General features: G+C 66.6%; 12 protein-coding genes, 6 tRNA genes, 1 pseudogene and 1 riboswitch. Of the genes and pseudogenes, 12 read left to right on the top strand and 7 right to left on the bottom strand.

Going from position 1 to position 13,078, the window contains the following annotated elements; genetic code table 11:
- Positions 1-60: 60 nt before the first annotated feature.
- Positions 61-1,098 carry a cell division protein ZapE gene (zapE, locus tag QE394_RS00765; RefSeq protein ID WP_261620543.1) on the top strand — a complete coding sequence of 346 codons (1,038 nt, stop codon included), beginning with the start codon at positions 61-63 and terminating at the stop codon, positions 1,096-1,098.
- A gap of 51 nt (positions 1,099-1,149) precedes the next feature.
- On the opposite strand, the gene QE394_RS00760 is transcribed toward zapE, so the two are convergent.
- The 7 genes from QE394_RS00760 to QE394_RS00730 form a co-directional block, all read right to left on the bottom strand.
- Positions 1,150-2,406 (bottom strand): benzoate/H(+) symporter BenE family transporter, encoded by a 1,257-nt coding sequence (locus QE394_RS00760; RefSeq protein ID WP_349033513.1) that lies wholly within the window; start codon positions 2,404-2,406, stop codon positions 1,150-1,152.
- Positions 2,407-2,614: 208 nt separating this feature from the next.
- A complete protein-coding gene (locus QE394_RS00755) occupies positions 2,615-2,878 on the bottom strand; it encodes an antitoxin (RefSeq protein WP_056084828.1) in 264 nt (87 codons plus the stop codon).
- 164 nt (positions 2,879-3,042) lie between these two features.
- A tRNA-Val gene (locus QE394_RS00750) sits at positions 3,043-3,114 on the bottom strand.
- 36 nt (positions 3,115-3,150) lie between these two features.
- Positions 3,151-3,223: transfer RNA gene (locus QE394_RS00745), tRNA-Gly, on the bottom strand.
- Between the two features lie 51 nt (positions 3,224-3,274).
- A tRNA-Val gene (locus QE394_RS00740) sits at positions 3,275-3,346 on the bottom strand.
- 42 nt (positions 3,347-3,388) lie between these two features.
- Positions 3,389-3,459, bottom strand: a tRNA-Cys gene (locus QE394_RS00735).
- A 45-nt stretch (positions 3,460-3,504) separates the two neighbouring features.
- Positions 3,505-3,577 (bottom strand) — tRNA-Gly (locus tag QE394_RS00730).
- 325 nt (positions 3,578-3,902) lie between these two features.
- Between QE394_RS00730 and QE394_RS00725 the strand changes: the two genes are divergently transcribed.
- From QE394_RS00725 to ribA, 11 genes and pseudogenes are all read left to right on the top strand, one after another.
- A tRNA-Val gene (locus QE394_RS00725) sits at positions 3,903-3,974 on the top strand.
- 105 nt (positions 3,975-4,079) lie between these two features.
- Positions 4,080-4,940 carry a cytochrome gene (locus QE394_RS00720; protein ID WP_349033512.1) on the top strand — a complete coding sequence of 287 codons (861 nt, stop codon included), beginning with the start codon at positions 4,080-4,082 and terminating at the stop codon, positions 4,938-4,940.
- A gap of 51 nt (positions 4,941-4,991) precedes the next feature.
- Positions 4,992-5,594 carry a peptide deformylase gene (def, locus tag QE394_RS00715; RefSeq protein WP_349033511.1) on the top strand — a complete coding sequence of 201 codons (603 nt, stop codon included), beginning with the start codon at positions 4,992-4,994 and terminating at the stop codon, positions 5,592-5,594.
- Positions 5,591-6,512 (top strand): annotated as a pseudogene (gene fmt, locus QE394_RS00710) (methionyl-tRNA formyltransferase). Before def ends, fmt begins: the two are co-directional and overlap by 4 nt.
- On the top strand, positions 6,509-8,092 hold the full coding sequence (locus QE394_RS00705; RefSeq protein WP_349033510.1) for a transcription antitermination factor NusB: 1,584 nt from the start codon (positions 6,509-6,511) through the stop codon (positions 8,090-8,092). The pseudogene fmt and the gene QE394_RS00705 overlap by 4 nt, the downstream one beginning before the upstream one ends.
- Positions 8,093-8,140: 48 nt before the next feature.
- A complete protein-coding gene (gene rpe, locus QE394_RS00700) occupies positions 8,141-8,821 on the top strand; it encodes a ribulose-phosphate 3-epimerase (protein ID WP_056084612.1) in 681 nt (226 codons plus the stop codon).
- A gap of 39 nt (positions 8,822-8,860) precedes the next feature.
- Positions 8,861-9,020: riboswitch (FMN riboswitch) on the top strand.
- A gap of 96 nt (positions 9,021-9,116) precedes the next feature.
- The gene (gene pnuC, locus QE394_RS00695; RefSeq protein WP_349033509.1) at positions 9,117-9,836 is read left to right on the top strand and encodes a nicotinamide riboside transporter PnuC; all 720 of its coding nucleotides are present in this window, start codon (positions 9,117-9,119) and stop codon (positions 9,834-9,836) included.
- A complete protein-coding gene (gene ribD, locus QE394_RS00690) occupies positions 9,836-10,957 on the top strand; it encodes a bifunctional diaminohydroxyphosphoribosylaminopyrimidine deaminase/5-amino-6-(5-phosphoribosylamino)uracil reductase RibD (protein WP_349033508.1) in 1,122 nt (373 codons plus the stop codon). The genes pnuC and ribD overlap by 1 nt, the downstream gene beginning before the upstream one ends.
- Positions 10,957-11,613 carry a riboflavin synthase gene (locus QE394_RS00685; protein WP_349033507.1) on the top strand — a complete coding sequence of 219 codons (657 nt, stop codon included), beginning with the start codon at positions 10,957-10,959 and terminating at the stop codon, positions 11,611-11,613. The genes ribD and QE394_RS00685 overlap by 1 nt, the downstream gene beginning before the upstream one ends.
- Positions 11,610-12,332 carry a 3,4-dihydroxy-2-butanone-4-phosphate synthase gene (gene ribB / locus QE394_RS00680; protein ID WP_349033506.1) on the top strand — a complete coding sequence of 241 codons (723 nt, stop codon included), beginning with the start codon at positions 11,610-11,612 and terminating at the stop codon, positions 12,330-12,332. Before QE394_RS00685 ends, ribB begins: the two co-directional genes overlap by 4 nt.
- Positions 12,329-13,060, top strand: a complete 732-nt coding sequence (gene ribA / locus QE394_RS00675; protein ID WP_056084596.1) for a GTP cyclohydrolase II — start codon at positions 12,329-12,331, stop codon at positions 13,058-13,060. The genes ribB and ribA overlap by 4 nt, the downstream gene beginning before the upstream one ends.
- The last annotated feature ends 18 nt before the right edge of the window (positions 13,061-13,078 follow it).

The raw sequence follows: 13,078 nt of genomic DNA, 5'->3' as shown, positions 1-13,078 counted from the left end.
GACGGGGACCGCGAAGCCGGTATCCTTTCTGGGGACCACCTACCAGCAGAACGGACCACCTTGGTACAGATCGAACAGCTTGCGGCGCGCACTCCTGCAGTGTCGGTGAACGAACTCCTTAAGGGTTTCTATCCATCGCCGCGGTTTGGCCAGGTGTCCTTCGCCAGCTACCGTCCGGACCCGAAGCAGCCCAGCCAGGCTGCTGCCGTCCAGGCCCTGGAGGGGTTCGCCGGCAACGTGGCACCGTCTGACGGCGGCGGGCTCTTCAAAAAACTGTTCGGCAAGAAGGACAGTTCGCGTGCCGGTATCTACCTGGACGGCGGATTCGGCGTGGGCAAGACCCACCTCCTTGCTTCGCTCTGGCACGCCGCCCCCGGACCGAAGGCCTTCGGCACCTTCGTTGAGTACACCAACCTTGTGGGCGCCCTGTCTTTCCGCAAAACAGTTGACGCACTCAGCAGCTACAAGCTGGTGTGCATCGACGAATTCGAACTCGACGACCCGGGCGACACAGTCCTGATGTCCCGGCTGATGCGTGAACTGGCCGACGCCGGCGTAAAGCTGGCTGCCACCTCCAACACCCTGCCCGGCTCGCTGGGTGACGGCCGCTTTGCCGCTGTGGATTTCCAGCGCGAGATCCAGGTCCTCGCGGACCAGTTCGACGTCATCCGCATTGACGGCGAAGACTTCCGCCACCGCGGCTTGCCGGCAGCCCCGGCCCCGCTGAAGAACAGTGAACTGTCATCCCACATGAAGGCCGAGTTCGACGGCAAGACGGTGGCCCAGGACGAGTTCAGCACCCTGATCCACCACCTCGCCGGAGTGCACCCCAGCCGGTACCGCCAGCTCATCGACGGGATCGACGGTGTGGTGTGGCGCAACGTGGAGACCATCACCGAGCAGGCCGTGGCGCTGCGGTTCGTGGTCCTTGCGGACCGACTCTACGACAAGGACGTTCCCATCCTTGCCAGCGGCGTGCCGTTCGACAAGCTCTTCACAGAGGAAATGATGGCCGGCGGCTACATGAAGAAGTACTTCCGCGCGGTGTCCAGGCTTACCGCACTGGCCCGCGAAGGCCAGAACCACGAACCGTCCTAGTCAGTTCGGCGGGGCGGCGACGGCCCGCGCAGTGCCCCTCACCGTCAGTTCCTAGGCGCTGTCCTTAGAGCCTGCGTGCCCTTCCTCCAGCAGTTCCCGCTCCCGGCGGGGGACCAGCAGCGTCCTGACCAGCAGGCCGGCAAGGAGCGCCCAAAAAGCCGATCCGATCCCGCCGAACGCGAGCCCTGAAGCGGCCATCAGGAACGTGACGGCCGGGGCGATGCGGTCCTCGGCATCAGCCAGGGCCGAAGAGACCGACGCCGCCAGCGTGCCCAGGAGCGCCAGCCCTGCCACCGCTTCCAGCATGCCCGCCGGTGCCGCGCTGACCAGGGTGACCAGCGCTGCCGAGAATGCGGCCAGGACCAGGTAGGCCAGCCCGGAGGTAAATCCTGCAACCCAGCGCCTGTTCCGGTTGCTGCCGGCCTCCTGGCCGGCAGCAAGTGCCGCGCTCAGTGCGGCAAGGTTGATGGCATGGCCGCCGAACGGCGCGCCCAGGACGGTGCCGGCACCGGTCACCAGCATCGATGCCCGCCATGGTGTCGCAAATCCGAACGACCGCAACACCGCCACACCCGGAACGTTCTGGGAGGCCATGGTGACCACAAACAACGGCAGGGCAATGCCCGCCATGGCCTGCAGGCTGAAGGACGGCGTGGTCCACACGAGTTCCGGCAGCACCCCGCCCGTTCCGAACGCACTGCCGGTGCCAGCCAGGGAGAAGGTGATTACTCCCAGCGCCACCACAAGTGCCGCAGGCACAGCCCAACGCGGGGCGAACTTCATCATGAGCAGCCAGCAGGCAATGACCGGGGCCACAAAGAGCGGAACAGTGCCCAGTGCAGTGAACGGCGCAAGGCATAACTGCAGCAGGACGCCGGCCAGCATTGCCTGGGCGAGCGATGCGGGGATCCGCGCCATCAGCCGGCCGAGGGCAGGGACCAGCCCGGTCAGGGCTATCAGCACGCCGGCGGCAAGGAAGGCTCCGACGGCGGCCGGCCAGCCGCCGTCGGGCGTGCCGGACGTGGCCAGCAGCGCTGCGCCCGGTGTGGACCAGGCAAGCGTGACCGGAACTTTGGACCGCCATGCAAGCAGCAGGACGCCGACGCCGACGGCCAGGGTCAGAGCCAGCAGTCCGGAGGCAGCCTGGGCCGGGTTGGCCCCCACGGCCTTGAGCCCGGCGAGGACGACCGCGAAGGACGACGTAAAGCCCACCAGGGCCGTGACAATACCGGCAACCACGGGCCGGGAATCGAAGGTGGAGGGCCTGGCCGTCCGGCCGGGGCGGATGGGTGCGGAAGACTTCGCCATACCGGCAGGTTATCCGTGGTTGCGGTTCGGGTGGCAATTGCGGACTGTGCTGCCGCCACTGGGCGACCTGTCAGCCGGTCAGGCCATCGCCGGTGAGAGCCCGGCGGCCGGCAGCCACGGGGCATTTAAACGCCAAAGGCGCGGGTGCCGCCTCCCGGCGGGACCCGCGCCCCGTTGACGTGCTGGGGCAATGCCCCGGCCGAGATCCTTACGGAGTCCGGTCAGCCGGCGGTGCCGGGTTGACGGGATTGACCGGGGGGACCTGCTCTGCGGCAGGTGCCTCGCCAGGGGTCCCATTCTTGTCCACGAGCTTGGAAGCGCCATCCTGGATCTTGTCGACGTGGCCGGTGTACTTGCCACCGGTCTTCTGGTCGACGAAATCGCCGGCTTTGGTGATGCCGTCCTTGATGGTCTGCTCGTTTCCGCGGATAAGACCCTGTGCCTTGCCCTTTAGATCGTCAATCAGTCCCACGAGCACCTCCCTTCGGTCGCGGAGCCAGGTCGCTCCTTGCGCAATCGATCCTAGACCTGCGGGAGGGCAGTTCCAAGGACATTGGGAAGATTCGGCGTTCGCCCGCAGCGGATGGGGCCTAAAAGGGCAACAAAAAAGCAGCTCTTTACGAGCTGCTTTGAGGGTGGGCGATACTGGGATCGAACCAGTGACCTCTTCCGTGTCAGGGAAGCGCGCTACCGCTGCGCCAATCGCCCGGAACCGGAGGACCGGCCAATGGGTTTTAAAAAGAGAGCGGACGACGAGATTCGAACTCGCGACATCCACCTTGGCAAGGTGGTGCTCTACCAGCTGAGCTACGTCCGCAATTGCGTTCCGGCCGGGGCCGGACTGCTGTTGGCAAGTTACCTTGCCGAGTGGGCGATACTGGGATCGAACCAGTGACCTCTTCCGTGTCAGGGAAGCGCGCTACCGCTGCGCCAATCGCCCATGCTGATTCGGAACAGATCCGAAAAACCATGGTTTTCACCGAGGTGGGTACGGGATTCGAACCCGTGTATACGGCTTTGCAGGCCGCTGCCTCGCCTCTCGGCCAACCCACCGTGTAAGCCCCGGTTTAGCAACCGTTGCCGTGACAGTGTCCTGCGAGCGGACGACGAGATTCGAACTCGCGACATCCACCTTGGCAAGGTGGTGCTCTACCAGCTGAGCTACGTCCGCAGTTTGGGGTTTGATTCCTTGCCGTTTGGGCATTTCCTCGCTTCCAACGAGTAAAAACAATATAGGAGGTTCCGGGAAAGTCCAAATCGGCTGTTCCGGCCGCTTTACATATGGCCCTGCATCCCAGCAATGGCGCGGAAAGATGCAACTTACAAGCATGTAATTTGTGCATCCCCTGCCGTCCCTGCCGCCGCGGGATGCACAAAACTGGAGTGTATTTCCAGGGGGCGGGCCGCGGGAATGGGGCATTCCGCGGGGCTGCATTCGGCAGCCGGAGGCCGATTTTTGAAATGGCCGCCGGGTGGGCTAGCATTCAAATGCATCGGGGCGATTGGCGCAGTGGTAGCGCGCTTCGTTCACACCGAAGAGGTCACTGGTTCGAACCCAGTATCGCCCACCGCAGAAGGTCCGTTTCCGCTCATCAGCAGCGGAGGCGGACCTTTTTTATGCCCGGGCCTGGCTCCCGGAGATTTTGTCGGCCCCCTGTGAAAGAGTCTTTTCCATGACTGATCCGCTCCTCGCCCATGCCACCGAATACGGCCGGATGTACGCCCGGTCCACCTCGGAACAGTTCTCCGTGCCGTCCATCACCACAGTCATCAGCCAGCAGCCGCACGGCCTGGACGGGTGGTTTGGCTACATGGGGGCAAGCAGCCTGGCCAAGGACCCGCTGCTGTCCGATTGCCTGGGCAGCCCGGCGAAGATCAAGCAGGCCATCAACCGGGCCGCCAGGGCCGCTGAGACTTATCGGGACGATGCCGCGCGCCGTGGGGACCGTGTCCACACGTACTGCGAGCAGGTCGCCCTGCGCGCACTGGGACGCCCGCATGCCATGAAGGAAGCGCGGGAAGCGCTGGCTGCCAACGGAGAGGAAGCCTTCGCCGTGCGGTTCGATGAATGGTGGGAGCTTTTCCGCGTGGAGCCCCTTGCTCCGGAAATCACCGTCTGGAACAAAGCGGTGGGGTACGCCGGCACCCTGGACCTGGTGGCGCGGATCAATGGCCGCATCTGCCTCATCGACTACAAAACCAAAGGCACCACCCGGGACGGCCAGGTCAAGTCCCTCGACGACAAAGTGGTGATGCAGCTGGTGGCCGGCATGAAAGCCGAGGAGAGCCTGGTGGACCCGGTGGCAGGTACCTGGGAACCGTGGAAGTACGGGGAAGACCCGGTCCTGCTGGCGGTAGCCATTGGGGAAACGGAGGTCCGCCCGGTGCGGGCCAACCCCGAGGTCCTCAAGCACCACTGGTGGAAGTTCTGCGCGCTCCGGCGCGTGTGGGAGCTGTCGGCCGACACCATCAGTGCCGGCACGGCCCTGCTTCCTATCGCCCCGCCGCCGCTGACCCAGGCCCGCACCGCCTAGCGCCTAAACTGGATTGGTCCCATTGCCGCCAACCGTGAGGAAAATCCGCGCATGGCTATTCTGAATATCCGCATCATCGGCGATCCCGTGCTCCGCACTGTGGCCGATCCTGTGACGGAATTCGGGCCTGAACTTGCCAAGCTGGTCGCCGACATGACCGAAACCATGGAAGACGTGGATGGCGCCGGCCTCGCCGCGCCCCAGATCGGTGTCAGCAAGCGTGTCTTCACCTACCGGATTGACGGCGTTGAAGGGCACATCATCAACCCCGTGCTGGAAAACAGTGACGACTACCAGCCGGACCATGTGGAGGGCTGCCTGTCCATACCGGGCCTGGGCTTCCCCGTCCGCCGCTTCCGCGCCACCCGCGTTACCGGCGTGGACATGCACGGCAACCCCGTCTCCATCGACGGCGAGGGCATGCTGGCCCGCTGCTTCCAGCACGAGAACGACCACTTGGACGGGGTCCTCTACACAGACCGGCTGGAAGGCGAGGACCGGAAGACCGCCCTGCGCTCCATCCGCAACGCCAATTACGACTCCGTCACGGAGCGCACCACGGCCAAGCGCGCCAAGACAGTGGGATCCAGCTTCGGCGGAGCGAGCTTCGGCGGGTCCGGTACGGCCGGCTCCAGTTTTGGTAACGCCGGGTGAGGGTCCTTTTCGCGGGGACACCCGCCGTCGCGGTTCCCTCGCTGGATGCCCTCGTCGAGGCCGGATTCGACGTGGTTGCCGTCCTGACCCGTCCGGACGCTCCGATCGGGCGCAAACGCGTCCTCACGCCCTCCCCGGTCGCTGCGCGGGCCGCTGAACTCGGGCTGGACATCATCTACGCTGCCAAGGTTGACGACGCCGCCGTCGAACAGATCTCGGCCGCTGCCCCCGATGTCGCAGCCATCGTTGCCTACGGCGGGCTGGTTCCCCCCGCCGCCCTGGCCATTCCACGCCACGGCTGGATCAACCTGCATTTTTCGCTGCTGCCCGCTTGGCGCGGTGCCGCACCCGTGCAACGGTCGGTGATGGCCGGCGACGACGTCACCGGCGCGGTGACCTTCCAGCTGGAGAAGGGACTCGACACGGGACCGGTGTTCGGCACCCTCACCGAGTCCGTTGGCCCGGAAGACACGGCCGGCCAGCTCCTGGAGCGGCTCTCGCACAGCGGCGCCGTCCTCCTGGCACAGACCTTGTCCGCGATCGAAACGGGCAAGGCATCTGCGGTGCCCCAGGCCGGAGACGTATCGCTGGCGCCAAAACTAACCCTGGAAGACGGGCACTTGAACTGGCACCACCCCGCCCTGGCCATCGGCCGCCAGGCCCGTGGCGCCACCCCCGAGCCCGGAGCCTGGACGCTCCTGGACGGCCAGCGTGTAAAGCTCGATCCTGTGCGGTTGCGTCCGGATGTCGAGGACCTCGCTCCGGGTGCCCTGGCCGTTCACGGCAAGAGCGTGCTGGTGGGCACCGGTTCCCACGCTGTGGAGCTGACGCGCATCCAGCCCGCCGGAAAAAAAGATGATGGCCGCGCCCGATTGGGCCCGCGGTATTGGTTCGCTGGAAGGCGTGGTATTCGAATGAGTGGGTCCGGTACAAATTCCGGTGGTGCACAGCAGGGCCGCCCGTCCGGCCGGGGGCGTGGCGCAAGCCAAAGCGGCCGCGGCCAGGGCGGCCCGCGGGACAACAGCCGCCGCGACGCCCAGGGCCGGGAGCGGAACCGTGGCCCGCAGCGGAACTTCACCGAGAACGCGCCCGCCCAACGCACGCGCCGGGCGGACCCTGCACGGCTGGTGGCATTCGAAGTACTCCGCGCCGTTGCGCAGGAGGATGCCTATGCCAACCTCGTCCTGCCGGCCCGGATCCGGCAGCACCGGCTGGACAAGCGCGACGCCGGGTTCGCCACGGAGCTGAGCTACGGCGCGCTGAGGGGACAGGGAACCTATGACGCCGTCCTGGCGCGCTGCGTCGACCGGCCGCTGGACCAGCTGGACCCTGCAGTCCTGGATGCGCTGCGCATCGGTGTCCACCAGCTCCTTGCCATGCGCGTGCCCGCCCATGCGGCACTGAACCAGACAGTTGGTCTCGCCCGCGCCGTCATCGGTGCAGGACCTTCCGCCCTGATTAACGCGGTCCTCCGCAAGGTCAGCGCCCACAGCCTCGATGAATGGCTGGACCTGCTGGTAGCGGACGAAACCGATGAGACCCGCATCGCGTCACTCCGCCATGCCCACCCCGAATGGATCGTCCGGGCCATGCGCCAGGCCCTGGTTGCCCACGGCCGCCCCGTCGGGGAAATCAACGCCCTGCTCGAAGCGGACAACGCAGCCCCGGTGGTCAACCTGGTGGCCCTTCCCGGACTGGGGAACCTCGACGAAGCGCTTGAAGACGGCGCTACCCCGGGTGAACTTGTTGAAGGGTCCGCCCTGTCCAGCGGTGGGGACCTGGGCCGGTTGTCCTCCGTACGCGCGGGCACCACCCGGGTACAGGACGTCGGCTCGCAACTGGTGGCCCGTGCGATGGCTGCGGTGCAGCTGGGACCTGCCGCATCCGATGCCGCAGCGCCTGAAGCCTGGCTCGACCTCTGCGCCGGACCGGGTGGGAAAGCGGCCCTGCTCGGCGCCCTCGCCCGGGAACGCGGCGCCACGCTGCTGGCCAACGAGCCCGCGCCGCACCGCGCCAAATTGGTCAAACAGGCATTATCGGCCGTCCCGGACGACACCTGGCAGGTCCGCACCGGTGACGGCCGCGAGGTCGGCGCAGAGCAGCCCGGGTCCTTCGACCGCGTCCTGGTGGATGTGCCCTGCAGCGGTTTGGGGGCATTGCGCCGCCGGCCTGAATCCCGCTGGCGCCGCTCGCCCAAGGACCTGGCGGACCTGGGACCGCTGCAGCGCGAACTGCTGGCCTCAGCCCTGGCAGCTGTCCGGCCCGGGGGAGTCGTCGCCTACGTGACGTGCTCGCCGCATCCCGCCGAAACCACCGCAGTGGTGGCGGACGCCCTACGGAAACGTGATGACCTGGAACTCCTTGACGCCGGGGCCGCGCTCGACGCCGTCAGCCTCACCGGAAACCTGGGTGCAGGGCATGAATTGACCGCGCAACTGTGGCCCCATGTCCACAGCACCGACGCCATGTTCCTGGCACTCATCCGCAAAAAGGCCTGACGCCACCGTTCGGCACACGCACCCAGCCACCCTTCGAAAGGCATCCCCGTGACGCAATGCTGCATCAACCCGAGCATCCTCTCGGCCGACTTCGTCAACCTTGAGGCCGAGCTGAAGCGCATCAGCAACGCCGACGCCGTGCACGTGGACGTCATGGACAACCACTTCGTCCCCAACCTCACCATCGGACTGCCGGTGGTCCAGCGGATCCAGGCGGTCAGCCCGGTTCCCCTGGACGCCCACCTGATGATCGCCGACGCCGACCGCTGGGCGCCTGGTTTCGCGGACGCGGGCCTGGCCTCCGTCACGTTCCATGCAGAGGCTTCCATCGCGCCCATCAAGTTGGCCCGTGAACTCCGCAGCAGGGGTGCGAAAGCCGGAATGGCATTGCGGCCATCGACACCCGTGGAGCCGTACCTGGACATGCTGTCCGAACTGGACATGCTGCTCATCATGACCGTGGAACCCGGTTTCGGCGGCCAGGCCTTCCTCGACGTCACCCTCCCCAAGATCCGCCGCGCCCGCACCGCCATCGACGGTTCCGGCATCGGCGTGGCCATCCAGGTTGACGGCGGCATCACTGAGGAAACCATCACCCGCGCCGCGGAAGCGGGGGCCAACGTGTTCGTAGCCGGCTCCGCTGTCTACGGCGCCGACGACCCCGCCGCCGCCATCGACCGGCTCCGCGAAGAAGGCAGCCGTTCGTTACGGAAGGCGACGGCGGAATAAGAAGAAGCCACATCCGGTTGTGGCACAATAACAACACACATACGTGCTCCGGGGTCGGTGTAAGTCCGAACCGGCGGTGATAGTCCGCGACCCGCGAACCGATGGTTTTTCCTGGCTGACCAGGCGAAGCCCCGGTGAACGGTTGAACCGGTGAAATTCCGGTACCGACAGTTAAAGTCTGGATGAGAGAAGCACGTACAGCTGTATCTTCGGTGCCCGTGGGCTCCGAAGCGTTCTGCTGTCGTATACCCCCGGAGCCATCGCGGTTCTGACAGGGAAGGAACGACACACAGACATGGACCTCCTGCGATGGCTCTTTGACGCTCAGATCCCCGTGGGGGGATCTGTCCTGATATTGAGAGAAGTGCTGGGCAACATTTTTGGCCTGGCAAGTGCATTCGGCGGCATGCGCCGCAAAGTTTGGGCCTGGCCCGTGGGCATTGCAGGCAACCTGTTGCTGCTGACGGTGTTCCTGGGCAACGTCTTCGGCTCCGCCACACCGGCCACCCTGTGGGGGCAGGCCGGCCGCCAAGTGATGTTCATTGCCGTGGCTGCCTATGGCTGGCAACGCTGGAAGCAGGGCCGGAGCGCCGGTGGCGGGAACACCGCCGTCGTACCCCAATGGGCCAGCAACCGGACCCGGCTCATCCTCGCGGCCGCGCTGGTGGCGGGTACCGTTGCCCTGACGCCGCTGTTCGACTCCCTCGGGTCCTACCCGCCGGTGTGGGCTGACGCCTGGACCTTCGTGGGATCGCTCCTGGCCACCTACGGCATGGCGCGGGGCTGGACCGAGTTCTGGCTGATGTGGGTGGCCGTGGACATCGTGGGCGTCCCGCTCCTGTTCAGCGCCGGCTACTATGCCAGCGCCTTCATGTACCTCTTCTATGGCTTCTTCACCCTCGCCGGGTTCTTCGTCTGGTGGAAGGCTTCCCGCCGGGCTGGCACAGCAACCGGGGGCAAGGAACAGCCGGCCTCGGTGGAAACCGCGTTTCCAGACCCACGGGTGAAGCTCTGATGGCCGCCGAACTCCGGGTGGCCGCACCCTTCACCCCCACGGAAGTCCAAGCCATGGAGCACGCGCTCGAAGCAGCCCTGCAGGGGCCGCGCGGCGCCAACCCCCTGGTGGGCGCCGTCGTCGTGAGCCCTGACGGCCGCGAACTGGCCTCCGGATACCACCGCGGGGCGGGCACCGCCCACGCCGAGGCTGATGCCGTGGCCCGCGCCCTGGAAGCCGGCGTGGACCTTGCCGGCTGCACCATGGTGGTGACCCTCGAACCCTGCAACCATGTGGGCCGGACCGGACCGTGCACGGAAGCAATCATCGCTGCAGGCATCACCGACGTCGTCTACGCCGTGGACGATCCCCACGACCCTGCGGCCGGCGGGGCAGCAACCCTGCGCAACGCCGGTGTCTCGGTCCGCAGCGGCCTGGCTGCGGCGGAATCCCTGGAACTGAACCGCCGGTGGTTCGAGGCGGTAGCAGAAAAGCGGCCCTTCACCACCCTCCATATCGCCCAAACCCTCGACGGACGCATCGCGGCCGAAGACGGCACCAGCCAGTGGATCTCCAGCCCGGAATCCCTGGCGGACAACCACGGGATCCGTAGCCGCATCGACGCCATCCTGGTGGGGACCCAGACCGTTGCGGTGGATAATCCCCGCCTGAATGCCAGGGATTCCTCGGGCAACCCGGCAGCGAGGCAACCGGTCCGCGCCGTCATGGGCCTGCGGGACATTCCCGAAGATGCCGCAATCCTGGGCGACGACGGTCTGGCCGTCCACCTTCCCACCCGGGACCCGCGCGAGGCGTTGACCAGCCTGTACGCCTCCGGAACCCGCCACGTCATGGTGGAAGGCGGTTCACGGATCCTCAGCGCGTTCCTCACGGCAGGACTGGTGGATGAGCTGATCGTCTACCTGGCGCCTACACTCCTCGGTTCGGGGACCTCGTCGCTGGACGGGCTGGGAATCAGCACCCTTCCGGACGCCCAGCAATGGGCATGGGACGCTTCCGACGGCGGTCCCGTGCGGACGCTGGGCCGCGACCTGAGACTTCACCTGAAACCGCAACACCACGTTGCACTTGACCCACAACCGTCCCGCGAAGCTGCGCGACAAGCCCAGGGAGGCTACTGATGTTCACCGGAATAATCGCCGAACGGGGAGAGGTGCTCGCCGTTGAGCGCGACGGCGATACCAGCGCCACCGTCCGGCTCCGCGCCCCCGGCACCACCGAGGGTCTCGCCCTGGGCGGATCCATCGCCGTCAACGGCGTGTGCCTCACCGCAACGGACATCGACGGCAAGGAATTCAGCGTCGACGTCATGGGGGAGACCCTGGTCCGGAGCACCATCGGCGAACTGGCCGCAGGCGACGCCGTCAACCTGGAACGGTGCGTTCCCGCAGGAGGGCGGCTGGACGGCCACGTGGTGCAGGGCCATGTGGACGGCGTCGGCGTCCTCCAGGAACGCGAGCCGCAGGGCAACTGGGAGCGGCTCCGCTTCGGCGTGCCCGCGAACCTGGCCCGCTACGTTGCCGAGAAGGGCTCCATAGCCATCGACGGCGTCTCCCTCACCGTGACGGCCGTCAGCGCCGCAGCGGAGGAACAGCCCTGGTTCGAAGTTGGCCTGATCCCCACCACCCTGGCCGAGACCGGGCTCGGCACCAAGACCACCGGCAGCCGGGTCAACCTCGAAGTGGACGTCCTCGCCAAATACACCGAACGGCTGCTCTCGTTCCGCACCGCCGGTACCGGGGGCGCCGTGGCGGCAGCACCGGGTGGTGCCCGGTGAACGGGACTGCGCGCCTGGATCCCGGAGCCGTACCGGCCGCTGTTCCCACCCGCGGACTGGATTCCATCGGGGACGCCGTCCGCGCCATGGCAGCGGGAAAGCCGGTGCTGGTGGTGGACAATGAGGACCGGGAAAACGAAGGCGACATCATTTTCGCAGCCCAGCACGCAACTCCCGCGCTGATGGGCTGGACCATCCGCTACAGCTCCGGCGTCATCTGCGTGCCGTTGACGGGGGAGCGGGCTGACGCCCTGGATTTGCCGCCCATGACGGCAGTCAACGAGGACGCCAAAGGCACGGCCTACACGGTGTCCTGTGACGCCGCCATCGGTGTCAGCACCGGCATCTCCGCTACGGACCGCGCCCTCACGGCACGCGTCCTGGCGGATCCGCAGGCCGTCCCGGCGTCAGTGACCCGCCCGGGGCATATTTTTCCGCTCCGTGCGGTTGACGGAGGTGTGCGGGAGCGCCAGGGCCACACCGAGGCCGCGGTGGACCTGTGCCGCCTGGCGGGACTCGAACCGGTCGGCGTCATCGCGGAAGTGGTGTACGACGACGGTGAGATGATGCGCCTGAACGGGCTCCGTTCGTTCGCAGCGGAACATGGGTGCCCTTTGGTCTCCATCGAGGACCTGGTGGCGTATCTTGAAGCCGGGACCGGGGGAGGCCTGGATCAGAATGTCCGGACTGTTCCGGGCGGAGAAAAGGAGAAGCGATGACGGCATCGGCAGCCAGCGACGACAGCCAGAACGGTCACCGGAAGCACCACACCGGCAACGGTGAGGCTCCACACCCCGTCAGCGGCGGTCCCATTGTGCAGCTTCCCACCGCCTTCGGTGACTTTGTGGCGCAGGCATGGACGGACCTCGTGACCGGCGTCGAGCACCTGGCCGTCAGTTCGCCCAACCCGCCCAGCGACGGAAAGGCGCCGCTGGTGCGGCTGCATTCGGAGTGCCTCACAGGTGACGTCTTTGGTTCGTACCGGTGCGACTGCGGCGAACAGTTGGCCTACGCCCTGGAACTGATCCATGAACACGGCGGCACCCTGCTGTACCTGCGCGGCCAGGAAGGCCGCGGAATCGGCCTGGCCAACAAGATCAAGGCCTACGCGCTGCAGGAAGCCGGTTTCGACACTGTCGAGGCCAACGAACAGCTGGGCCTGCCCGTGGATGCGCGCTGCTACAAGGCCGCCGCCCAGGTGCTCGCCGAGATGGGCCTGCACGAGGTCCGGCTCCTGAGCAACAACCCGGACAAGCAGAACCGGCTGGCCAAGGCCGGTGTCAAGGTAGTGGAGATGGTTCCCACCGAGGTGCCGTCCCGCGAGCAGAACATCCGGTACCTGCGGACCAAGAAGGACCGCATGGAGCACCGGCTGCTGCTGGACACCGGGGCCGACCCCGTGCCGGTACCGGGCCCTGACGGTCCGTTCCGCCACGAACAAGACTGACCTGACATACCACTGAAC

This window comes from Pseudarthrobacter sp. SORGH_AS 212 (assembly GCF_030818145.1).
Lineage (GTDB): Bacteria > Actinomycetota > Actinomycetes > Actinomycetales > Micrococcaceae > Arthrobacter.
The sequence above is the reverse complement of the archived record's forward strand: the minus strand, read 5'-3'. Positions and strand labels throughout refer to the sequence as shown.